At 53.6% G+C, this 22,070-nt stretch carries 20 protein-coding genes; 16 read left to right on the forward strand and 4 right to left on the reverse strand.

The features are described 5' to 3' along the window. The first annotated feature begins 30 nt into the window (after nt 1–30). From lpxB to tilS, 5 genes are all read left to right on the forward strand, one after another. A complete protein-coding gene (gene lpxB / locus CPA45_RS03555) occupies nt 31–1,248 on the forward strand; it encodes a lipid-A-disaccharide synthase (protein ID WP_096650270.1) in 1,218 nt (405 codons plus the stop codon). Further along, nucleotides 1,238–1,855 (forward strand): ribonuclease HII, encoded by a 618-nt coding sequence (gene rnhB / locus CPA45_RS03560; RefSeq protein ID WP_096650271.1) that lies wholly within the window; start codon nt 1,238–1,240, stop codon nt 1,853–1,855. The genes lpxB and rnhB overlap by 11 nt, the downstream gene beginning before the upstream one ends. Nucleotides 1,856–1,898: 43 nt before the next feature. After that, entirely contained in the window at nt 1,899–5,402 is a 3,504-nt protein-coding gene (gene dnaE, locus CPA45_RS03565; RefSeq protein WP_096650272.1) for a DNA polymerase III subunit alpha, read from the forward strand. A gap of 166 nt (nt 5,403–5,568) precedes the next feature. Then, a complete protein-coding gene (locus tag CPA45_RS03570; RefSeq protein ID WP_096650273.1) occupies nt 5,569–6,525 on the forward strand; it encodes an acetyl-CoA carboxylase carboxyltransferase subunit alpha in 957 nt (318 codons plus the stop codon). Further along, on the forward strand, nt 6,506–7,789 hold the full coding sequence (gene tilS, locus CPA45_RS03575) for a tRNA lysidine(34) synthetase TilS (protein ID WP_096650274.1): 1,284 nt from the start codon (nt 6,506–6,508) through the stop codon (nt 7,787–7,789). Before CPA45_RS03570 ends, tilS begins: the two co-directional genes overlap by 20 nt. Here the strand turns inward: tilS and ppx are convergent. Continuing rightward, the gene (gene ppx, locus CPA45_RS03580) at nt 7,773–9,311 is read right to left on the reverse strand and encodes an exopolyphosphatase (protein WP_096650275.1); all 1,539 of its coding nucleotides are present in this window, start codon (nt 9,309–9,311) and stop codon (nt 7,773–7,775) included. The two genes, tilS and ppx, sit on opposite strands and share 17 nt — an antisense overlap. Before the next feature lie 483 nt (nt 9,312–9,794). Here ppx and rho point away from each other — a divergent pair, with 483 nt between their 5' ends. The 8 genes from rho to CPA45_RS03620 all read left to right on the forward strand — a co-directional run bounded on the left by rho (nt 9,795) and on the right by CPA45_RS03620 (nt 16,798). Further along, nucleotides 9,795–11,054 (forward strand): transcription termination factor Rho, encoded by a 1,260-nt coding sequence (gene rho / locus CPA45_RS03585; RefSeq protein ID WP_096650276.1) that lies wholly within the window; start codon nt 9,795–9,797, stop codon nt 11,052–11,054. Between the two features lie 55 nt (nt 11,055–11,109). Continuing rightward, on the forward strand, nt 11,110–12,603 hold the full coding sequence (gene ubiD / locus CPA45_RS03590; RefSeq protein ID WP_096650277.1) for a 4-hydroxy-3-polyprenylbenzoate decarboxylase: 1,494 nt from the start codon (nt 11,110–11,112) through the stop codon (nt 12,601–12,603). Nucleotides 12,604–12,645: 42 nt separating this feature from the next. Beyond that, nucleotides 12,646–13,452, forward strand: a complete 807-nt coding sequence (locus CPA45_RS03595; protein ID WP_096650278.1) for an FAD-binding oxidoreductase — start codon at nt 12,646–12,648, stop codon at nt 13,450–13,452. A gap of 107 nt (nt 13,453–13,559) precedes the next feature. Continuing rightward, nucleotides 13,560–13,688 (forward strand): hypothetical protein, encoded by a 129-nt coding sequence (locus CPA45_RS23160; RefSeq protein WP_264177150.1) that lies wholly within the window; start codon nt 13,560–13,562, stop codon nt 13,686–13,688. Between the two features lie 85 nt (nt 13,689–13,773). Beyond that, nucleotides 13,774–13,932, forward strand: a complete 159-nt coding sequence (locus CPA45_RS22790) for a hypothetical protein (RefSeq protein WP_165771500.1) — start codon at nt 13,774–13,776, stop codon at nt 13,930–13,932. Nucleotides 13,933–14,309: 377 nt separating this feature from the next. Further along, nucleotides 14,310–15,395, forward strand: a complete 1,086-nt coding sequence (locus tag CPA45_RS03610; protein WP_096650280.1) for a 3-deoxy-7-phosphoheptulonate synthase — start codon at nt 14,310–14,312, stop codon at nt 15,393–15,395. 99 nt (nt 15,396–15,494) lie between these two features. Next, the gene (locus CPA45_RS03615; RefSeq protein ID WP_096650281.1) at nt 15,495–16,007 is read left to right on the forward strand and encodes a DUF3087 family protein; all 513 of its coding nucleotides are present in this window, start codon (nt 15,495–15,497) and stop codon (nt 16,005–16,007) included. A 50-nt stretch (nt 16,008–16,057) separates the two neighbouring features. Continuing rightward, nucleotides 16,058–16,798, forward strand: coding sequence for an MliC family protein (locus CPA45_RS03620; protein ID WP_096650282.1), 741 nt, complete (start codon nt 16,058–16,060; stop codon nt 16,796–16,798). Nucleotides 16,799–16,826: 28 nt separating this feature from the next. Here CPA45_RS03620 and CPA45_RS03625 read toward each other — a convergent pair whose 3' ends face one another. Further along, entirely contained in the window at nt 16,827–17,909 is a 1,083-nt protein-coding gene (locus CPA45_RS03625; protein ID WP_096650283.1) for a metal-dependent hydrolase, read from the reverse strand. 77 nt (nt 17,910–17,986) lie between these two features. Between CPA45_RS03625 and CPA45_RS03630 the strand changes: the two genes are divergently transcribed. From CPA45_RS03630 to CPA45_RS03640, 3 genes are read left to right on the forward strand one after another with little or no spacing between them, the layout of a single operon-like run. After that, entirely contained in the window at nt 17,987–18,481 is a 495-nt protein-coding gene (locus tag CPA45_RS03630) for a DUF411 domain-containing protein (RefSeq protein WP_096650284.1), read from the forward strand. A gap of 18 nt (nt 18,482–18,499) precedes the next feature. Further along, nucleotides 18,500–18,940 (forward strand): lactoylglutathione lyase, encoded by a 441-nt coding sequence (gene gloA / locus CPA45_RS03635; protein WP_096650285.1) that lies wholly within the window; start codon nt 18,500–18,502, stop codon nt 18,938–18,940. Nucleotides 18,941–18,965: 25 nt separating this feature from the next. Further along, nucleotides 18,966–19,418 carry an META domain-containing protein gene (locus tag CPA45_RS03640; protein ID WP_244287517.1) on the forward strand — a complete coding sequence of 151 codons (453 nt, stop codon included), beginning with the start codon at nt 18,966–18,968 and terminating at the stop codon, nt 19,416–19,418. A 31-nt stretch (nt 19,419–19,449) separates the two neighbouring features. Here the strand turns inward: CPA45_RS03640 and CPA45_RS03645 are convergent, their stop codons facing one another. Together CPA45_RS03645 and CPA45_RS03650 are read right to left on the reverse strand one after the other, a co-directional pair. Next, complete coding sequence (locus tag CPA45_RS03645; RefSeq protein WP_096650287.1) at nt 19,450–20,577, reverse strand: FAD-dependent oxidoreductase; 1,128 nt, start codon at nt 20,575–20,577, stop codon at nt 19,450–19,452. Between the two features lie 27 nt (nt 20,578–20,604). Then, nucleotides 20,605–21,990: a GGDEF domain-containing protein gene (locus CPA45_RS03650; protein ID WP_096650288.1), complete on the reverse strand. Its 1,386-nt coding sequence runs from the start codon at nt 21,988–21,990 to the stop codon at nt 20,605–20,607. Nucleotides 21,991–22,070: the final 80 nt, after the last annotated feature.

Genomic DNA, 22,070 nt, shown 5'->3' on the forward strand with positions numbered 1-22,070 from the left:
AACTCACACCCAACCGGTTTTCCCGTCACTATGACACTGCAACGCGTATACCTTGTGGCAGGCGAGCTCTCCGGCGATATTTTAGGTGCTGGACTTATGTTAGAGCTTCGCGCCCGCCACCCAGAGGTGGAGTTCCGTGGGATGGGTGGACCACGCATGGAAGCCCAAGGGCTGACTAGTCGCTTTCCCCTTGAAACCCTATCGGTGATGGGCTTGGTTGAGGTTGTAAAGCATCTGCCTGAGCTGATTCGCGTGCGCCGTACGCTCCGTGAAGAGGCAATCGCTTGGCAGCCCGATATCATGATTGGTATTGATGCTCCCGACTTCAATATTGGCCTGGAAAAACAGCTGCGTGATGCAGGGCTTAAAACTGCCCACTATGTTAGCCCCTCGGTGTGGGCATGGCGGCAGGGGCGGGTCAAAAAGGTCGCCAAAGCTGTTAATGGCATGCTAACGCTACTGCCCTTTGAAGCAGACTTTTACCATTCCCATCTCGTTCCAGTGGCCTTTGTGGGTCACCCGTTGGCTGATGAACTACCCCTTGAGAACGATCGTGAAGGCGCGCGCCAAGCACTGGGCCTGCCTTCGCAGGCACCTGTTGTGGCGCTATTGCCTGGCTCGCGGGGCAACGAAATACGCTTTTTGGGCGATACGTTTTTACGCGCTGCCGAACTGCTCTGCCATCGCTATCCTTTGTTGCATGTGGTGATTCCGGCGGCCACTCACCAGCGCTATCAAGAGATCAACCAACTACTGGCTGATTACCCTGCATTAAGCGAACGCGTAACGCTGCTGGAAGGCCAAGCCCGTGAGGCCATGGTAGCCAGTGATGCGGTACTGCTTGCTTCGGGTACTGCCGCTCTTGAAGCGATGCTCTGCCATCGCGCCATGCTGGTGGCCTACAAAATGGCTCCTGCTACCCACTGGCTAGCCAAGCGGTTAGTGAAAACCCAGTGGATTTCCCTACCCAACCTGATCGCTCAAGAGAGTTTGGTGCCTGAGCTAATTCAGCACTCCGCAACGCCACAAGCAATTGCTGATCAGCTTGATCAACTGTTGGGCGATGATGAGACGCGGCATGCGCTAGAAGCACGCTTTGCTACCATGCACCAAACTCTACAACGCAATGCCAGCCAGCGCGCCGCCCAGGCAATTACTGCCCTGGTAGTTGGTGACTCGCTGGATAGTAATAGCAAGCTGGATGGTCAAGAGAGCGCCTCCAGTGAAGGGAGTGGGCATGGCCGTTAAATCCACTGATTATCCAGCGCTAGTGATTGACTATCAGGGTAATCGCTTGGCTGGCGTTGACGAAGTAGGCCGTGGACCGCTTATTGGAAGTGTCGTTGCTGCGGCTGTGATTCTTGACCCTTCGCGGCCTATTGAGGGCCTTACAGACTCCAAAAAGCTCACTGCCCGTAAACGAGAAGCACTAGATGTGCAGATACGTGAGCGAGCGTTGGCGTTTGCTGTGGCCGAGGCGAGTGCTGCTGAGGTCGATCAGCTCAATATTTATCATGCTACTCATCTGGCCATGTGCCGCGCCATTGATGCATTGGCTCCAGAGGCGCACTACCTACTGGTAGATGGCAACCGGATGCCAGGGCATCCACTGCCTGGGCAGGCTGTGGTGAAAGGGGATGCACGCCACCCGGCCATTGCCGCAGCGTCTATTTTGGCTAAAGTTGCTCGAGACGCACAGATGGTGGCACTGGATATGCGCTATCCTGAGTATGGTTTCGCCCGCCATAAGGGCTATCCAACGAAAGAGCACTTGGCCGCACTGGTCGCCCATGGCCCGCTTGCCGAGCATCGCCGCAGTTTTGCGCCTGTACAGCGTCAGTTAGCGCTGCTGTAAGCTTTACTATTTTTATTTGCCTAGCAATTTTGCTGAGAGTCCCATGACGGTTCCGTTCGTTCATCTACGTTTGCACAGTGAATACTCCCTGGTCGATGGCTTGGTTAAAATCAAGTCGCTGGTCAGTACCACCGCAGAGCGTGGGATGCCAGCGCTTGCGCTAACCGACGAGGCAAATCTGTTTGGTCTGGTAAAGTTTTACAAAGCCGCCCAGGGTGCGGGACTTAAACCCATTATTGGCAGCGACTTGTGGCTGCATAATCCGCACGATGACGCTCACCCGTACCGCATTACGCTGTTAGCGATGAACGACGTTGGCTACCGTAACCTTACCGAACTGATCTCAAAAGGCTGGACCCATGGTCAGCGCCAAGGTCGCGCTATACTCGAGAAGCAGTGGGTGCTGGAACAGAGTGATGGCTTGATTGCGCTTTCCGGTGCGCGAGACGGCGAGATTGGCCGTCACTTACTGTCTGACCATGAGCGTGAAGCACGTGTGCTGCTTGAGGAGTGGCAGGCAGCGTTTCCTGAACGTTTTTATTTAGAGTTAGTTCGCACGGGACGCCCACTGGAAGAGGACTGCGTGCATGCCAGCGTTAAACTGGCCATTGAAACAGGCACTCCGGTGGTGGCAACCAATGATGTGCGCTTTTTGGAGCGTGACGACTTTTGGGCCCACGAAACCCGCGTGGCGATTGGTGAAGGTAAGGCGTTGGACGACCCCCGCCGTGAACGTCGCTACACTGAAGAGCAGTACCTTAAAAGCCCTGAAGAGATGGCTGCACTCTTCGCTGATATTCCCGAAGCGCTTGAAAACAGTGTGATGATTGCGCAGCGGTGTAGTGTCGACGTGCGTTTAGGTGAAATCTTCCTGCCTGAATTCGAAATTCCCGAAGGCATGACCCAGGATGAATTTTTCCGTAAGGTTTCCCACGATGGCTTAACAGATCGACTCGACTTTCTATTCCCCGCTGAACGTTATCCCCGCGACAGCGACGAATATAAGGCGATTGATCAGCGTTACCGCGAGCGGCTGGATTTCGAGCTCAACGTTATTATCCAGATGGGGTTCCCTGGCTACTTCCTGATCGTAATGGACTTTATCCAGTGGGCTAAAGATAACAACGTGCCTGTAGGGCCGGGGCGGGGTTCGGGTGCCGGTTCATTGGTGGCTTATGCACAAAAAATCACCGATTTGGACCCGATTGGCTACGACCTGCTGTTCGAACGCTTTCTTAACCCTGAGCGTGTCTCCATGCCCGACTTCGACGTCGACTTCTGCATGGAGAAACGCGATAAAGTGATCGAGTATGTGGCCGACCGTTATGGCCGCAACGCGGTATCCCAGATTGTCACTTTTGGCACCATGGCCGCCAAGGCGGTAGTGCGTGACGTAGCTCGTGCCCAAGGCCGACCCTATTCGTTGGGCGATAAGCTCTCCAAGCTGATTCCTTTTGAAGTGGGCATGACCCTTGCTAAAGCGATTGAGCAAGAGCCTGCTCTGAAAGAGTTTATCGGTAACGACGAAGAGGCTGAAGAGATCTGGGAGATGGCCCTCAAGCTTGAGGGCACTACTCGAGGCACCGGTAAGCATGCTGGGGGCGTGGTGATTGCGCCCACCAAACTGACCGATTTTTCACCGCTATTGTGTGATGAAGATGGCTCAGGCCTAGTGGTTCAGTTTGATAAAAACGACATTGAGGAAGCCGGGCTGGTGAAGTTCGACTTCCTTGGCCTGCGTACGCTAACGATTATCGACTGGGCACTAAAAATGGTCGATAAGGTGCGTAGTGCCAATGGCCAGGGGGCGCTCAACATCGACGCCATTCCTCTGGACGATAGTAAAACCTTCGAGATGCTCAAGCGGGCGGAAACCACCGCTGTGTTCCAGCTTGAATCCCGCGGTATGAAAGAGCTGATTAAGCGCCTGCTGCCCGACTCGCTAGACGATATGATCGCCCTGGTGGCCCTGTTTCGACCTGGGCCGCTGCAGTCGGGCATGGTAGATGACTTTATCAACCGTAAGCATGGCCGTGCGGAAGTCTCTTACCCACACCCGGATTATCAGCACGAGTTATTGAAGCCGGTACTAAGCCCCACCTACGGCATCATTCTGTACCAAGAGCAGGTAATGCAGATCGCCCAGGTAATGGCTGGCTACACCCTGGGGCAAGCGGACATGCTACGCCGTGCCATGGGTAAGAAAAAGCCTGAAGAGATGGCCAAACAGCGCTCGGGCTTTATGGAAGGTTGTGCCGCCAATGGCATCGAGAAGGATTTGGCGGGTAATATCTTCGATCTGGTGGAGAAGTTCGCTGGTTACGGCTTTAACAAATCGCACTCCGCTGCCTACGCTCTTGTGTCGTATCAAACCGCTTGGCTGAAGGCCCACTATCCAGGGCCGTTTATGGCCGCGGTAATGTCCACGGAAATGGACAACTTAGATAAAGTGGTGCCGCTAATTGAGGAGTGCCGCAACCTTAAGCTCACCGTGACACCACCGGATGTCAACGTCGGTGGCTACAAGTTTACCGTGGATACCGAAGGCCGCGTGGTGTACGGCTTAGGCGCGATTCGTGGTGTTGGCGAGGGTCCGATTGGCGCCATTGTGGAAGCCCGTAGTGCGGACGGCCCATTCAAGGATCTGTTTGATTTTTGTCGCCGCCTCGACCCCAAGCGGATGAATAAGCGCACTCTGGAAGCACTGATTCGCTCGGGCGCACTGGATACATTAGGGCCGAACAGGGCGGTGCTAGCTGCTGCCATGGAAGACGCCCTGAAAGCCGCTGCCCAGAACCATGCCAATCAGAATCTGGGTATGCTGGATATGTTCGGCGATGCTTTTGCTGCAGAAGAGGAAGAGAGCGACGCTTATGCCGAGTATCGCCATGCGCGTGAATGGACCGATCGTGAGCGGCTTTCTGGGGAAAAAGACACTCTGGGGCTCTACCTAACCGGTCACCCCATTGATGAGTATGAGCGAGAACTAAAGCGTTTTGTTTCGACACGTATTAGCGATTTAAAACCCTCCCGTGAGCCGCAACGGGTGGCAGGGCTAGTGGTGGCCATGCGTACTATGAAGTCCAAGCGTGGTGATACCATGGCGTTTATCACTCTGGATGATCGCACGGGGCGGATTGAAGCCTCGTTGTTTGGCGACGTGTTTGAGCAACTGCGTGGCCAGATCGAGTCTGACCAGGTGATCATTGTTGAGGGGGAGGTTTCAAACGACGACTTCTCTGGTGGCTTGCGCCTGCGTGGCAAAGACGTAACTCCTATGGTCACTGCGCGAATACGTTACGGGCAGGCGGTTGAGCTGGCGCTGGATGCTGGGCAGATTAATGGCCGTTTGGTGGAGAGTCTGCGTGATAGCCTTACTCCCTACCGAGATGAAGCGGGCCTGCCCGTACGTTTGCAATACCGCCATCCTGACGCGGTGGCTTGGCTGGAGCTAGCAGATGAGTGGAAGGTAGCCCCCAGCGATGACTTACTGCTGGCACTTCGCGATGTCCAAGGGCAGGCAGGTGTGCAGCTACGTTACCGTTAAAGTATTGCTAAGAATAGATAGGCTGTCATGTTATCTGGGTGGCAGCTAACCAGTAATTGAACAGGCATTGCCTTGCGTGGCAGGGTTAGGGTGCGATAATACACCCCATTAGATGCTCGTTTCGACAAGGCTTCTTTTTTTTATAGGCAGCTTACAGGCAGAGCCGATGAATCCTAACTATCTCGATTTTGAACAGCCCATTGCCGAACTTCAGGCAAAAATTGAGGAGCTGCGTTTGGTCAGCTCCGACAGCCAGGTAAATCTCTCCGATGAAATTTCACGGCTGGAGGAGAAAAGTCGCAAGTTAACGGAATCGATCTTCAAGGATTTAACCCCCTGGCAGGTTTCCCAGATCTCCCGCCATCCCCAGCGTCCCTACACGCTGGATTATCTTGAGTATATTTTTACCGATTTTGATGAGTTGCACGGCGACCGTAATTTTGCTGATGACGCTGCGTTAGTGGGTGGAATTGCCCGCTTGAACGATCAACCAGTGATGGTTGTTGGTCATCAAAAAGGCCGCGATGTAAAAGAGAAAGTGCGTCGCAACTTCGGCATGCCGCGTCCAGAAGGCTACCGTAAAGCCTGCCGCCTGATGGAGATGGCTGAGCGCTTTAAGATGCCCATTCTGACGTTTATCGATACGCCTGGTGCTTACCCCGGTATTGATGCGGAAGAGCGTGGCCAGTCTGAGGCCATTGCCTACAACCTAGCCGTTATGTCGCGCTTAAAAACGCCGATTATTTCTACCGTTGTTGGCGAAGGTGGCTCGGGTGGCGCGTTAGCTATTGGCGTGTGTGACGAGCTGCATATGCTGCAATACTCCACCTACTCGGTGATCTCCCCTGAAGGCTGCGCCTCTATCCTGTGGAAGAGCGCCGAAAAGGCATCTGATGCCGCTCAGGCGATGGGGATCACCGCCGAACGACTGAAAGAGCTGGGCTTTGTAGACGAACTGATCAAAGAGCCCCTGGGTGGAGCACATCGCCACCCGTTGACCACCTCTGAGCGTGTTAAGGAAGCACTGACGGGCAGCCTTGATCGCCTACAAAGCCTAGATAGTGATGCGTTACTTGAGCGTCGCTACAAGCGCCTAATGAGCTATGGCGCCCCAGCTGCCTAAGCCACTGCTACGCTTGCTAAACAACGCCCTGGCGGAAACCCCGCCGGGGCGGACTATTTGGGTAGCGCTTTCTGGCGGGTTGGACTCCTCGTTACTGCTGACGCTGTCTGCCCAGGTTTGTCAAAGCGCGGGGCGCACGCTGCACGCCATTCACATCAATCATGGCTTGCAGTCGGCGGCTAACGCCTTCGCAGCGCACTGCCAGACACTCTGTGATGCGCTAGGCGTACCGTTAGTGACTGCTAACGTCGTTGTGGATACCCATGGCGAGGGGCTAGAGGGAGCTGCACGACGTGCGCGCTATCAGGCGTTTATACAGCACATTCCTGCTGGCGATACGCTCTGGTTGGCCCAGCACCAGGATGACCAAGCGGAGACACTGCTTCTGGCCGCGCTGCGCGGCAGTGGTATTCGTGGCTTGGCAGGCATGCCCTACCGGCGTGAATGGCAAGGTATTACGCTGTTGCGTCCTTGGCTGAGTGTCAGTAGGCGGACCCTTACTGACGCTGCCCATGTGTTGGCGCTAAGCTGGTGCGAAGACCCCACCAATCGTGATGTGGCCTTTGATCGCAATCGCCTGCGCCATCTAGTGATGCCACAGCTTCAAGTGCGCTGGCCAGAGGCGGTATGCTCGCTGGCAAAAAGTGCTCAGCATGCGGGGGAGGCTGACCAGTTATTAGCCGAGTACGCGACGAATGAGCTGTCTAGCCTCGCTACTGGTACATACCGTCTCGACGCTGCCGCTCTAAGCCAGCGTAGCGTGCCCCGCCAGCGCCTGTTGGTACGCACTTTCTGCCAACAGTTAGGCTTCCCCACTCCACCCAAAAAGCGCCTAGAAAGCCTGCTGGCACAGCTAGCAGCGGCCAATGATGCACAGGTTAAGGTGGAGTGGCAGGGGATTGAGGCCAGGGTATGGCGGCAGTGCCTCTACTTGATGCCTGCTCTGCAGCCACTGCCAGCCTGGGAAACCGTTTGGGATGGTCAACCAGGACTGCCCACTCCTCTAGGGGAGCTTAACGTTTCAATGCCAATGGCCCGCTCGGTGACACTGCGCTGGCGCCAGGGGGGGGAAGTCATCAACTTACCAGGGCGCGGCCGCCGGGATGTAAAGCGGCTGCTGCAAGAGAGCGAGCTGCCGCCGTGGGAGCGTTTGCGGTTGGTGGTGGTTATTGAGGGCGATGCGTGCATTGGCGTTATCCAACTGCCTGACCGGGTACTATGGCAGGCGAAGGACGTTGTTTTTGTGACTACTCCAGCACGGTAAGCGTAAATCCAGCGGCTGCCATATACGCTTGCTCCTGCTCTATATCGGTACTTAGCAGCGTGGGTTCATCGCTGGCAGGCAGCGTAATGGTGAGCGCCGCCCCGTCTATGCTAATGTCTGGCAGCGGTGGGGCGCTTTCTGGCCGTGAATGGTTAATTAACACAGCCAAACGCAATAAGCGGGCAAGCTTAGCGCTGCTCGCTTGCTGTGCGGCAGGGAGTGCCTGCCACTCTTTTAGCGGGAATTTACGCCGGTGGGCACGGACTAAAAACGCCAGTAAGCGCTGCTCTGGACGTGAAAAGCCAGCAAGATCTGAATGCTCCAGCAAGTAAGCACCATGACGATGGAACTGGCTATGGGAAATGGCCAGGCCAATTTCATGCACGTGGCTTGCCCACTTCAAATAGTGGCCCTGCTGCTTTGTTAGCCCCCAGGGCTGCTTAACTTTGGCAAAGAGTCGCGCTGCTGTATCTGCGACATTCTCTGCTTGCCGTGTGTCCACATCATAAACCCGTTTGAGCATTTCCAGCGTTTTTGAGCGAGTGTCCTCAGCGCTATTGCGCCCGGCCATGTCATATAGCACACCTTCTCGTAGAGCGCCGTCGGCAAAACGAATCTGGGTGAGGTTGAAGGCTTCAAAGACTGCGCAAAGTATGGCAATACCTGCCGGAAACACTTTTGCTCGGTCGGGCTTTAGGCCATCGAGCTCAACTTTATCCAGTTGCTTACATTTGAGCAGTCGCTCGCGTAGCTTTTTTAGCCCGCTACGGGTAATAACGCCCTCCTGGGGTGCATCCCCATAGGCATACAGTACGCTGGCAGCCGCTTTAATGGTGCCGCTAGAGCCCACTGGGTCGTCCCAGCCTAAGCGTTGGTAGGGACGCTGGATGTTGGCTAATTCCGAAAGGGCGGCCAGCTCAGCACGGCGCATGCGTTTCTCGCTTAGCTCTCCATCAGGGAAAAAACGGCCGCTAAAGGTGACGCAGCCCATTCTCAGGCTTTCTAACGCTTTGGGCTCAAAGGCCTCGCCAATAATAAACTCGGTGGATCCTCCGCCGATATCGACAATTAAGCGGCGGCCATTTTCCGCCAAGGCGTGAGCAGCCCCCAAATAAATCAGGCGGGCCTCTTCACGGCCAGCAATAATTTCGATTGGGTAGCCAAGCTGTGCCTCGGCACGCTCGATAAAGGTTTGGCTATTATCGGCATCACGTAGCGCGTTGGTGCCCACAACGCGCAGATTGGCCGCTTCGATATCCTTTAAGAAGGGTGCGAATCGGCCTAAACAGTCTAGTGCTCGTTGCATAGCAGCTTCGTTTAGGGTGCCTTGCTCATGCAGCCCTGCGGCTAACTGCACTTTTTCCCCCATGCGGGCAACTACTTGGAGTCGTTCATTCTGGTAGTTGGCCACCAGTAGATGAAAGCTATTAGAGCCCAGGTCTATTGCGGCTAAGCGCTGTGGTTCACCTTGGTCAATGTCATCATTTAAAGTGGTGGTTGGGAGCGAAATGTCCTGTGGCATGAGCTATCCTTCTTAGTGGCTAAGCCAAGGTTGCGGCGCCCTCTGACTATTGTCAATTGCCAAAGGCTTGCGTTTATCGCGGCCCTTGACTACCATCGAACTACTGGCTTGATCCGAGCTAGCTTGTTTGTCTATCAAATAAGCGCGTTTACTCGGGTACACCGAGCAGAATGTATCTAGTAGTATGTATTTATCAGTACGTATCTAGATGGCATCAGCCAGATTTCCAAGTCGTCAGATAACCCACTGAAACAGCATTTTTCTGTGCCAATCAGATTAACTAGTTTATTAGCACCCTCATGCTAAGCAGTCATTGATGCCGCCACTTCTTTTTGGTATCTGAGTTACGGTTGCCCAGCTTTCAATATCTGAGCGTGTGCCTAGACGGGGTTCTGAACGCATCACTCGGCGGTATATCCTCGCCTCCTGTCTTATTCCCGGCGCTTAGCGCCCAGCTTTCATGAGCAACTTTCTAACACACCGATGAATCTCACTGAACTCAAGCAAAAACCCGTTCCCGAGCTGCTCGAAATCGCCCGCGAAATGGGTATCGACAACTTAGCCCGTTCGCGCAAGCAGGACATCATTTTCGCCATCCTCAAAAAGCACGCAAAAAGTGGTGAGGATATTTATGGTGATGGTGTGCTGGAAATTCTTCAGGATGGCTTCGGCTTCCTGCGCAGCGCCGACAGTTCCTATCTCGCCGGACCGGATGATATCTACGTATCGCCGTCACAGATTCGTCGCTTCAATCTGCGCAAAGGCGACTCCATTTCCGGCAAAATCCGCCCGCCTAAAGAAGGTGAGCGCTACTTTGCCCTGCTCAAAGTTAGCCAGATCAACTTTGACCGTCCCGAAAATGCCAAGCATAAGATTCTCTTTGAGAACTTAACGCCGCTATTCCCGGACGACCGGATGCGCATGGAGATCGGTAACGGCTCCACGGAAGACCTTACCGCTCGGATCATTGATTTGACCGCGCCGATTGGCAAAGGCCAACGTGGTCTGCTGGTATCTCCGCCCAAAGCGGGTAAGACGCTGATGCTGCAGAATATCGCGACATCCATTACGCGTAATAACCCCGAGTGCCATCTGATCGTACTGCTGATCGACGAGCGCCCAGAGGAAGTCACTGAGATGTCGCGCACCGTGCGCGGTGAAGTGGTCGCCTCTACCTTCGATGAACCACCTGCCCGCCACGTGCAGGTTGCAGAAATGGTGATCGAAAAAGCCAAGCGTCTGGTTGAGCACAAAAAAGATGTGGTGATTCTGCTTGATTCTATTACCCGCTTGGCCCGTGCCTACAACACCGTTGTGCCTAGCTCAGGCAAAGTACTGACAGGTGGTGTGGACGCCCACGCGCTTGAAAAGCCGAAACGCTTCTTTGGTGCTGCACGTAATATCGAAGAGGGCGGTAGCCTGACGATTATCGCCACCGCGCTGGTAGATACCGGTTCGAAAATGGACGAGGTCATCTTCGAAGAGTTTAAGGGCACCGGTAACATGGAGGCGCACCTTGATCGCAAGTTGGCTGAAAAGCGTGTGTTCCCTGCCATCAATATTCGTCGCAGTGGCACTCGTCGTGAAGACTTGTTGGCATCTGAAGACGAAATGCAGCGCATGTGGATTTTGCGCAAGCTACTTAACCCGATGGAAGATACCGCCGCGACAGAGTTCTTGATTGATCGTCTGAAAGACACCAAGACGAACCTGGAATTCTTTGAAGCAATGAAGCGCCGCTAAGCGCTGAAATTGTTGTCAAGCACTAGCAGCGCCTTAGCCAGCCGGGGAGTGTGCTTTGAAGTATAATGACTTGCGCGATTTTATTGCGGCGCTTGAAGCTCAGGGTGAGCTTAAGCGAATCCAAGCAGAGGTTGATCCTTACCTGGAAATTACCGAGATTTGCGACCGTACCCTGCGTGCGGGTGGCCCTGCGCTGCTGTTTGAGAATGTGAAGGGCCACGATATGCCGCTGTTGGGTAATCTGTTTGGTACACCCAAGCGGGTTGCCCTGGGCATGGGGCAAGATTCGGTAGAGGCGCTGCGTGAAGTAGGTAAGCTACTGGCCTTTCTTAAAGAGCCAGACCCGCCCAAAGGGCTTAAAGATGCCTGGGATAAGCTGCCGATTTTTAAACAAGTGCTCAGCATGGGGCCTAAGAATGTCAAGCGGGCTCCTGTGCAGGAAGTGGTGTATGACGGTGATGAAGTCGATCTAGGCCGCTTGCCTATTCAGCACTGTTGGCCTGGCGATGCAGCACCCTTGGTCACTTGGCCTTTAGTTATTACCAAAGGCCCGCATAAAAAGCGTCAGAATCTGGGTATCTATCGCCAGCAAAAAATCGGTAAAAACCGCCTGATTATGCGGTGGCTCTCCCACCGTGGCGGCGCACTGGATTTCCTTGAGTTTCAAAAGGAGCATCCCGGCGAGCCTTTCCCGGTGGCTGTGGCCCTGGGTGCTGATCCAGCGACGATCCTAGGCGCGGTAACTCCAGTGCCGGATAGCCTCTCTGAATACGCCTTTGCTGGGCTGCTGCGTGGTTCTCGTACCGAGCTTGTGAAGTGTGGTCACGCTGACCTTGACGTACCGGCCTCTGCTGAAATTATGCTGGAAGGGTTTATCTACCCCGACGACATGGCAGCGGAAGGCCCATTTGGTGATCACACTGGGTACTACAACGAGGTTGATCATTTTCCGGTGTTCACCGTTACGCGAATGACCATGCGGCGGGATGCTATTTATCACTCCACCTATACGGGTCGTCCCCCGGATGAACCCGCCATTTTAGGCGTTGCGCTTAACGAAGTATTTGTGCCAATTCTGGCTAAGCAGTTTCCCGAAATCGTCGACTTCTACCTGCCCCCGGAAGGTTGCTCCTACCGGATGGCTGTGGTCACCATGAAGAAGCAGTACCCAGGGCATGCCAAGCGCGTGATGATGGGAGTGTGGAGCTTCTTACGCCAGTTCATGTACACCAAATTCGTAATTGTGCTGGACGACGATGTGGATGCACGTAACTGGGAAGATGTTATGTGGGCGATTACCACGCGTATGGACCCGGCAAGGGATACGGTGATGGTGGAAAATACGCCGATCGACTATCTCGACTTTGCTTCACCGGTATCCGGGCTGGGCTCCAAAATGGGGTTGGATGCCACCAATAAGTGGCCAGGTGAGACTGATCGAGAGTGGGGGACACCTATCGTAATGGATGATGCGGTGAAAACCCGTGTCGACGAGCGTTGGGACGAACTGGGCATCGATATCCCGTTACCCACACCTCGCCACAGCTGATAAAGCGGTGCGGGTTGAATGATTTTTCACAAAGAGGCTTTCATGAGCGCAAGGACGTTAACGTGCAAAACGCTAACCTGCGTAGTCACCGCTGTTGAAGATTTGAACCCTGACGTATTTGGGGTGACGCTCGAAGGGCGCGTTGAAGCCATGCAACATGCGCCTGGCCAGTATTTAGAACTCAAGTTGGACGATAACACTTGGGTGCCGTTTTCAATTGCCAGCTTTGATCGTGGTGATGGCATTATTGAACTGCATATTCAGCACTGGCCCGAGCGCGAGAATTCGGTACGCTTGCGAGACCTTCTACAAGTAGCTAATCAGCTAACGGTGCGCCTACCCAGTGGTGAGTGTGTGCTGGATACGGCAAGCGAGCGTCCACTGCTGCTCATCGCCGCAGGCACTGGTTTTGCTCAGATGAAAGCGATTGTAGAAGCGGCACTTAGCAAACAGCCTAGCCGACCTATTTCTTTGTGGTGGGCTAACCGCGAACACCGCGATCTTTATGCTGAAGATCTCGCCTGCGAGTGGGCAATACAGTACCCAAACGTTGCATTTCAAGCAGTCACAGAGTTTCCTCTTACCGAGCCGTTAGCGGCTGGCGAGCGAATTTCTCACCATCAAGGACGAATCGACTTGGTGCTGGAGAGTGATCTTGAGACAGGGCTTGAGAGAGGGCTTGAAACAGTGCTTGAAACAGGGCTGGCAATATCACCAAGTGATTGCGATATCTACCTCTCTGGTTCACCGGGCATGGTGTACGCCTGTGTTGATGTTTTAGAGAGAAAAGGCCTGAGCAGCAAGCGCATGTTCTCGGATGTATTTGCCTACGCGCCACGCCCTCACTAAAATGGTGGGCCCTTTGTGGCGCGCAGCTTTGTGACATACTGGATTGTGACATACGGCTTTGTGACATACGGCGCTGACCGTAACCATGACGACAACGAGGAGGCTTTATGGCCCATCATGATGACAACTTTAAAGATGAATCTGGTTTGCTTTCCATTGTGCTCGGCGTTGTGGTGTTGGTAAGTATGAGCGCGCTGCCTGCAACAATTGGTTGGATACAAGCATTTGGCGGATGATGGTTGCCATTTTGCTCGTATACAGGCAGGATTAAGCGTATAGATTTTATCGCCCTCGGCGAGCTTACTGAATTGGAACGATTTCATGCATAACGCACTCACTACACAGCAGACCCAAGCCAAACCGGAAACGGCGTTTGGCGCGTGGGAGATTGCAAGTGTTAGTGGTGCTAGCAGAACAGATGCTGCTGCATTTGTTTATGCTGCGTATTGGTTTAGCCACGGTGTGTCCCTGGCCGACTAATAACGTCGCGTCAGCAGGCACACCGCCCCGGTTGCCTGCCGCATGCAAAGAAGCCTCGGTTGGTAACCCAACCGAGGCTTCTTTCGTTTCACGTTGGTTAATGTTTTAGATCTACTCGCGGTTTAGAACTACTCACATTTTAGAACTATCAATATTTCAACCGTCCATAGGATATTCATCAAGGAGCTGCACCATGTCGTACCGCGCACACTCAATCGCTAACTCCATTGCCCCCCGCTATATCGGTTATGGCTATGGATGGCGATTTAGCGGCGCGCGGTCGGTGCAAGCTGCCACCTCCGACCGTGCCTGTTTGGGTGGCCTTCTAGTCACGCGAAGTCATACGCGATGTCACACGCTTTCGGAGAGATAATCTAATGAATGCCCATGTCAGCCCAGCTTGCACTGCCGTTTCAAATGTATCGTCGCTTACATCGACCTATGAGAAAACTGTTGCTCAGCCATTACCACTCCCTGCAGAGCTGCGTCGTAGGATTGCGATTAGCGCGCCGCTAGGTGAGCAAATTGCACAACAGCGTCATGCGGTTCAGCGTATCCTAAATGGTCAGGATAGCCGCCTATTGGTGGTGGTCGGACCGTGCTCCATTCATGATCCAGATGCTGCGCTTGAGTATGCCGACAGGCTAGCCGCGCTCAGTGATGAAGTCAGCGAGCAGATACTCCCAGTCATGCGTGTTTACGTTGAAAAGCCGCGTACCACGGTAGGTTGGAAAGGACTGGCCTACGATCCTGATTTAGACGGCAGTGGTGATATGTCGAGAGGCATTGCACTCTCCCGAGAGCTAATGCACGCGGTGGCAGAACGCGGCTTGCCAGTGGCTACTGAGCTTTTACAGCCAATGTTGGCGCCGTACCTTGATGACTTGCTGAGCTGGGTGGCGATTGGTGCTCGTACCACTGAGTCGCAGTTGCATCGTGAATTGGCCAGTGATTTAAGCGCTGCTGTGGGCTTCAAAAATGCCACGAATGGTGATGTGCAGGTTGCTATAGATGCCATGCAAACGGCAGCTCACGCTCATCAGCGCTTTGCAATCGACAATGAAGGGCGTCCTGTTATGCAGCAAACGGCTGGTAACCCCCACACACATGTGGTGCTACGGGGCGGCCACGGAGAGCCAAACTACCAAGCCCATCATGTGCGCTCTGCGGTGAAAGCCTTGCGGGATGCGGGGCAAAATCCACGCTTAATGGTGGACTGTAGCCATGCGAATGCACGTAAGGATCATCGTCGCCAAAGTGAGGTTATGCTGGATGTGTTGGCACAGCGCCAAAAGGGTGATGCCAATTTGGTCGGCTTAATGCTTGAAAGTCATCTGTTTGAAGGTAAGCAGGCGCTATCACCAAGCAATATGCGCTATGGCGTGTCGGTGACCGACGCTTGTGTTAGCTGGGAAGCTACTGAGCGGTTGCTGAAAAGCGCGGCAGAACGGCTAGCCCGTTAAGGGGATTGTTAACTTCCTGCATACTGGATTTCAAGTGCTACTTGTTTGCTTTGGTCAGCCCCGTATCATAAGAGCCTTCTATTAATAACGAGGTTGGCCATGGCTTTCACCCTTGAGCAGCACGATCCAGACACCTACCGGCGCAAAGCGCGCATGATCAGTATCGCGATGGCAGGGCAACTGGTGGTTTTCGGTCTGCTGTTTTCAATGCTATTAGCCGCCACCTTTGGCGGTAGCTTTTGGATGAATGCCCTTGGCGTATTGCTAGGTTTACTGGCCACCAGCGCGATGTTTGCCGCTCTGCGCGAGCGCCCCTGGATGACCGAAATGCGCTATGTCTGGCAGCTTAAACATCACCTCTCACAAATCAGCGGCTATCTACAGCCCCTTCGCCGGGGGATAGAAGAAGAAAACCGCGTAGCGTTGGATATTGTGACGTTTTACCATCAGGGCATGTCACAGCTTGCTGAGCTCAATGGCCGTACTACCGATGATGATGCGGAGCGTCTTGCTGAAAAAATGCAGATCAAAATCAAGCGTGAAGCGCTAGGTTTACCAGAGCAGGTTAATAGTTTTGATCCACAGGATTTAAGGGCATTTAAGCGTCGTTAGGCTGGTTGATAGGCTGACAGTAGCAGTGATGACAACAGGGAGCAGGGTGCATGACTAACTTACCTAATCGGTTAACCGGATTGATTGCGGTGACAGCAACGGTTGCGCTGGCAGGCTGTGCCAGCACAGGAGAAGTGCCTGCCGGTGCTTCAGCAGAGGCGTCTAAAACAACGGTGCACAGCACTGCACCGTTACTGCCTGCTGTACTGTTTCCTGGTAGTGCGGCGCATTTTGACGCCTGGGAGTGTCAACCCGCTAACCAGAACTTAGTCACAGCGGTAAACGACGATAACCTGCGTCTTTGGTCATTGCACGGGGCTTGGCGCTTACCGCAGGCGATAGTTGCAAGTGGTGCACGCTACCAAGATGGTGAGGTCAGCTTCTGGAACCGTGGCGATCAGGCTCAGGTGGAAACACCACGTGGTCAGTTGCAGTGCCAGCTGGGGCAGCGTCGAGCCGCATCAACCAGGGCAGAGCACCCTGGAGTGATGTTCCTCGGACGTGGCAATGAGCCGGGCTGGTCGATTGAACTTGCCCATGATGCGCCGGTGATGACCTGGACGACAGCTTACGGTACTGAAACGCAAACCATGCCCTACATGGTGAGTGTCATGGATAATGAGGCCGGCAGGGTGGTGCTTGAAAATGCCAACGCTGAACAGTTTTTCCGGGTACGCATAGAGTCGGGGGCGTGTTTCGATGATATGAAAGGCCAGCCTTATCCTGCCCGCGTCACCCTGACTATCGGCGGCGAGCAGTACAAAGGCTGTGGTCAGGGCATCGCGCCGTAATTACTTGGTGTTTGGAACATCTGGCGTGTTAGCAGCGATAAAGGAAAGGCTCTGCACGCCAGCGTGGCTCGATAAAGTCACTGGCACATAGCGCGGAGATATCCCCCGTTGCTCTGGCAGCGAGCCTGGATAGTGTTTCTAGGCGTAGGTCTCTAGTAGTTTCTATTTGCTCGCTTATTTCAACAGGGTGCCAAGCGTCGCCTTCCCAGGTTGCTAAGGTAAAACTAAAAGGATGGAAACCTGGGAAACCGAGTCGAATATCTGTGGCAATTAACGTCTCCTGACCATCAATCAACCGCGTGTCATAGCGCAAAAAAGGGCCGGTGAACCACTCCAGCTGCTGGCCAAGTGGGCCTGCCAGTGCACTTTCTTCCAGTGCTATGTTGCGTTTTAATGGCTCAAGTGTAGGAGTACGCTGGCCATCGAATAGGCTGATCAAGCTCTCGTAATAGAAGTCTTCTTCACCAATAACCGTGGCTCGCCACAGCACAATGTTAAATGGTGTTGGTTGAATAAGTACGGGGGCTTCATGAAGCCCTGCTTCAGCAAGTGCAGGGGCTAAGCGCTGCTCAATGTTCCATTTTGCCCCTGCCGCTAGCAATAAATAAGCGCTTGATATTGCTAAGCCCACAGTACAGGCGCTGCGTACCTTCTTTGAGGCAAGGCCTATTATCAAGGCAATCAGCAGTGGCAAGGTGTAAAAAGGGTCGATAATAAACACAACAGGCCACGCCACGGGCGGTAAATCCAGCGGCCAAAATAGCTGAGTGCCGTAAGTTGTAAGTGAATCAAGCAGGGGATGAGTGGTCAGACAGAGAACGAAAAACCACCACCAGTGGCGAAAGTAGATAGGACGTTCTTGTGTTGCAGGCCAAAAACGCGCGGTAAGAAGCGCCATTAAAGTACCCAGCCCCGTCAACACAAACAGCGAATGGCTAAAGCCGCGGTGCTCAGTCACATTGGCTACTGCATCGCCATAGTCAAGGGCTACGTCTAGATCAGGCAGGGTGCCTAGCAGTGCCCCAATTAACACGGCTTTTCTGCCAAGGCGTCGACCTAATACAGCACCGCCTACGGCGGCCCCCAAAGCAGCTTGTGTAACTGAATCCACGAATATCTCCTTGGGGTAGTCCCCGTATTTCGAGCAGCTGATATATTATTATACAGATCCGTGAAGAGGGGTCTTAAATGTTAAGCAGTCGTCTAATTAAAAGTGTGGCGGGTAACCTTCGCGCTATCTGCTCGCTAAGTGCCTTGTCGCTAAGTACCTTGTCGTTAAGTACCTTGTCGTTAAGTGCGTTAGCAGCGCCCACAGTTGATGTGTATAGCGACCCTAACTGCGGCTGCTGTGGCGCATGGGTTAGCCATCTAGAAGACGCGGGGTTTGACGTCAATCATCATCGTGACGGTGATCTTCGCGCCATTAAAATAGCCAATGGTGTTCCCCCCGAGCTAGCGTCTTGCCACACGGCCATCGTGGATGGCTATGTGATCGAAGGCCATGTGCCCGCTGCAGATATCAAACGCTTGCTGGAAGAGCGGCCGGACACTGTCGGTTTAGCGGTACCGGGCATGCCCCATGGCTCACCGGGCATGGAAACAGGCCGTGTTGATGACTATGCCGTTCTCAGTTGGAGCCGCAGCGAAAGAACGCCAGCTATCTTTAGCGAATATACCCAGTAATGATGAAGGGAGAATAACATGCAGTTTTTGCACACCATGGTACGGGTAAGCGACCTGGATGCGTCGCTGCGTTTTTATTGTGATCTGTTAGGTCTGAAAGAAGTACGCCGCAAAGAAAACGAGAAAGGGCGTTTCACGCTTGTATTTCTCGCTGCACCTGCTGATGAGGCACGCTCGGAGCGGCTAACGGCACCGGAGCTTGAGTTGACCTATAACTGGGACCCGGAAGAGTATACAGGAGGGCGTAATTTCGGCCATTTAGCTTACCGTGTGGACGATATTTACGCGCTCTGTAAAAAACTCCAAGATAATGGTGTCACCATTAACCGCCCACCACGGGATGGCTATATGGCGTTCGTAAAGTCGCCCGATGGAATTTCTGTCGAGCTACTGCAAAAAGGCGACGCGCAGCCTCCCCAGGAGCCATGGGCATCAATGGAAAATAGTGGAAGCTGGTAATTACGTTCATAAGGAGAACGATAAAGTGACGATCAATGTTGGAGCTGCGCTAGTAGGTGTTGCTGCCGCACTACTAATCAGTGCGTGTAGCAGCGCGCCGGAGAAAGAGAGTGCAGGAAAAGCGGAAAGTACCACGCTCTCAGGGCCCTTGGTTGAGCAACGCTGGAATTTATTGCTGGTAGGCACCGATGAGCGGGTATCACTACCCGCTACGCCATTTTTTCAGATTGGACGTGACGGGCAGGTAAGCGGTTCGGATGGTTGTAACCGCTTTACTGGCAGCGTCAAACTGGGGGAAAACCAACGTATTGAATTTAGTCAGCTTGCCTCGACACGCATGGCCTGCCCAAATATGGAAGACGCCAAGCGGGTAACGGATATGCTCGACACTGCTTACCGCTATCTGATTGACCACGACCGGTTAGTGTTCTTTGGCCCGGATAGCCGGGTATTGGGCGGCTGGCGCGAAGCCAACTAGCCGCTTCTGAAAACGATCTGATCCTGCAGCGTTAAAAAGGCGGGTTGAAGCGGGCGATAAAGCGCGCATCAATCCGCTTTTTCCATTGCCATACCCAGCGCCCAGAGAAGCCAATGGCACCCTTGCTGGCAATGGCATGCCCGTCGCCAGTGCCGATGAGCGCTAGGACGTGCTTAGGTGGTTGCCACGCGGTCAATGGTTCACCGTGACAGGCTGAGCGTAAATTCTCGGCAAGCAGTGGCCCCTGGCGCACGGCATATACCCCAGCTTTAGGTAGTGGAGGCTGAAACTGCGCGCAATCTCCAGCGGCAAACAGCGTCGTGGTACCTGACACGGCCAATGTTTTATCGACATGGATAAAGCGTTGCTCGTCGAGCGGTAGTGCGGTCTCTGACAACCACAGGTGTCCCACCGCGCCCGTTGCCCATAGCACGATATCCGCATCAATGAGCTCACCTTCAGAGGTGAGTACGCCACCATTCGCCAGCGCTATCCCATGAATGCTGTGGTGTACCGCAATGCCCGCTCGGCGCATCGCCCGCCTTATTAGCCAGCGAGGAAGCCGACCCGCGTCGGGTAGCAGCGTATCAGAGGCATTTACCAGCGCGCCCTGCCAGGTAATATCTGGGCGCTGTTGGCGTAGTTTTGCCAATACGCTCATCAAGGTTTCACAGCCTGCAGCGCCGCCGCCAACGCTAACCACGCGCTGGTGAGATCCATGGGGAAGCTGTTCGACTTCATTGAGGAGCAACTGCCAGCGGTGATGCAGTGAGCTTAGCGGGCGCATGGTCAGCAGGTAGGGGAGGTTTTCGCCACTATTTGCAGGCGTCGCCAGGGTAGAACCCACGTTGAGCGAAGCAACGTTGAAGCTGACGATATCTCCATTAGCCAACGTAACCCGGCGAGCCTTGGTATCCAAAGCGACAGCAGGCGATTGCACTAAGGTTGCGCCGGCCCGCTGGCATAGCGCTGCCACGTCGATTTGTGTCTCACGTAAGCTGTACTCCCCTGATAGCCATGCAGGTATGCTACCGGAGTACGCAGCCAGCGCATTGTCACTCACTACGGTGATGACAATATTGGGGTCAGGGCGCTGAGCGAATGCTTCCAGCACAAAGGCGTGGGCGTGACCGGCGCCGATTAGTAAGAGATGCGGCATACAAGTGACCTAAGGCATGGTCCCTTATTAACACATGACAACTTGATTTTTACCTGCAGTTTTTGCCAAGTACATGCCCTTGTCGATCCGTTCAAGCAGCTGGTGTGGCTGATCATCTGGTTGGGTAAGGGTAAAACCGATACTAATCGTCACTCGATCAGTAATTGGGAACGCAAACTCTTCTACACAGCGACAAAGCCGGTTGGCTAATTGTGAGCTCGCGCCTTGATCTACCCCTTTGCTAATAACAATGAACTCCTCTCCTCCCCAGCGGCCTAAATGGTCATCACTACGTAGTGTTTTCTTCACCAGGTGGGTAATATCACGCAAAATATTGTCACCTGTTGCATGGCCGTAGGTATCATTAATTCTTTTAAAATCATCAATATCAAACATCAGCAGCGTAAAAGGAGTGGCTGATTGCGTGAGTTCTTCAATAATAAGTTCTGTGTAGTAGCGGTTCCAGCATTGGGTCAGAGTGTCAGTATGGGCTAAATCCCTAAGCAATTGGTTGGTCATGGTTAACTGATGATTTAGGTAGGAGATTTCCAGGGCAGTAATGGCCACCGCCAGATCATCTGCCAACTCAAGAGCCATTGAAGCTTCCAGTGGCATCCAATAGCTCAGCGAGTTTTGTAGTGTCGAATGCGCGATTAGGTCGGGGAGTAGCGGCTGGCGGCGAAAAAGCAGTAACCAGCCTAAAGAGGCACTCGCAACGCTTAGCTGAGCCGCCAAGCACCCTTGGCAACTGCCATTCAACTCAACGAGTTCTTCATGGGGGTTTTGCCAGCAAAACGTCTGTAATTGCTTAGATAACTGATGCTTAGAGGGGTGTTTTCCAAAGCAATGTAGCTCTCCTTGATAGGCAAGCACAATGCCATCTGCTTGGAAGATATCGCACCAACTTGCGCCGTGATGCTGCAAAATATCATCAATAGAGGTGAGGCGTTTAATATCTCTAGAGAGCTGCATGCGGCGAGACTTTAGACCAAATTGACGTGCCGCCATACTCTCAGCTTTTAATAAGTGCAAGCGCTGTGAAGCCATAGTGACGAGTAGCTTAATCCGCTGATTTGGCTCGGCACATGCAGTAGGTGGGTGTCCTATATACCCCCATACTCCTTGCTCTCCCTTTAATTCATAAATTTGTAACTCTGCAGCGGCGAGATCATCGTAGCAACGAACAGTCAGAAAGGAAGAGGGCAAGCCTAGTGTACTCTCCTCCGGGTGGCAGTATGCCAAGCGAAGCTCGTCCGTGCTTAAGCGACGATAGAGCGCAACGGTTTTCCCTTGTGTGTACACATGTAGCATTTTTGCCAAGCGTTCAAAAAGATCCATAGGGCTTGCTGAACTGCATAAGAGTGCAAGTTCATGACACAGATTATCGATTGATGTAGATAGTGTGCCACTCATCCTTTATGACTCCTCAAGCGCCACGCTGTAGCGCTTAGCATAGCTGCTCGCTCTGGCTGTTAGAGCGAAAGCTCAAAATT

This window comes from Vreelandella nigrificans (assembly GCF_002374315.1).
GTDB lineage: Bacteria > Pseudomonadota > Gammaproteobacteria > Pseudomonadales > Halomonadaceae > Vreelandella > Vreelandella nigrificans.

Coding starts and splice junctions, on each gene's coding strand:
- lpxB (WP_096650270.1), top strand. CDS start 31: ATGACACTGCAACGCGTATACCTTGTGGCAGGCGAGCTCTCCGGCGAT.
- rnhB (WP_096650271.1), top strand. CDS start 1,238: ATGGCCGTTAAATCCACTGATTATCCAGCGCTAGTGATTGACTATCAG.
- dnaE (WP_096650272.1), top strand. CDS start 1,899: ATGACGGTTCCGTTCGTTCATCTACGTTTGCACAGTGAATACTCCCTG.
- CPA45_RS03570 (WP_096650273.1), top strand. CDS start 5,569: ATGAATCCTAACTATCTCGATTTTGAACAGCCCATTGCCGAACTTCAG.
- tilS (WP_096650274.1), top strand. CDS start 6,506: ATGGCGCCCCAGCTGCCTAAGCCACTGCTACGCTTGCTAAACAACGCC.
- ppx (WP_096650275.1), bottom strand. CDS start 9,311: ATGCCACAGGACATTTCGCTCCCAACCACCACTTTAAATGATGACATT.
- rho (WP_096650276.1), top strand. CDS start 9,795: ATGAATCTCACTGAACTCAAGCAAAAACCCGTTCCCGAGCTGCTCGAA.
- CPA45_RS03595 (WP_096650278.1), top strand. CDS start 12,646: ATGAGCGCAAGGACGTTAACGTGCAAAACGCTAACCTGCGTAGTCACC.
- CPA45_RS23160 (WP_264177150.1), top strand. CDS start 13,560: ATGGCCCATCATGATGACAACTTTAAAGATGAATCTGGTTTGCTTTCC.
- CPA45_RS22790 (WP_165771500.1), top strand. CDS start 13,774: ATGCATAACGCACTCACTACACAGCAGACCCAAGCCAAACCGGAAACG.
- CPA45_RS03610 (WP_096650280.1), top strand. CDS start 14,310: ATGAATGCCCATGTCAGCCCAGCTTGCACTGCCGTTTCAAATGTATCG.
- CPA45_RS03615 (WP_096650281.1), top strand. CDS start 15,495: ATGGCTTTCACCCTTGAGCAGCACGATCCAGACACCTACCGGCGCAAA.
- CPA45_RS03620 (WP_096650282.1), top strand. CDS start 16,058: ATGACTAACTTACCTAATCGGTTAACCGGATTGATTGCGGTGACAGCA.
- CPA45_RS03630 (WP_096650284.1), top strand. CDS start 17,987: ATGTTAAGCAGTCGTCTAATTAAAAGTGTGGCGGGTAACCTTCGCGCT.
- gloA (WP_096650285.1), top strand. CDS start 18,500: ATGCAGTTTTTGCACACCATGGTACGGGTAAGCGACCTGGATGCGTCG.
- CPA45_RS03645 (WP_096650287.1), bottom strand. CDS start 20,577: ATGCCGCATCTCTTACTAATCGGCGCCGGTCACGCCCACGCCTTTGTG.
- CPA45_RS03650 (WP_096650288.1), bottom strand. CDS start 21,990: ATGAGTGGCACACTATCTACATCAATCGATAATCTGTGTCATGAACTT.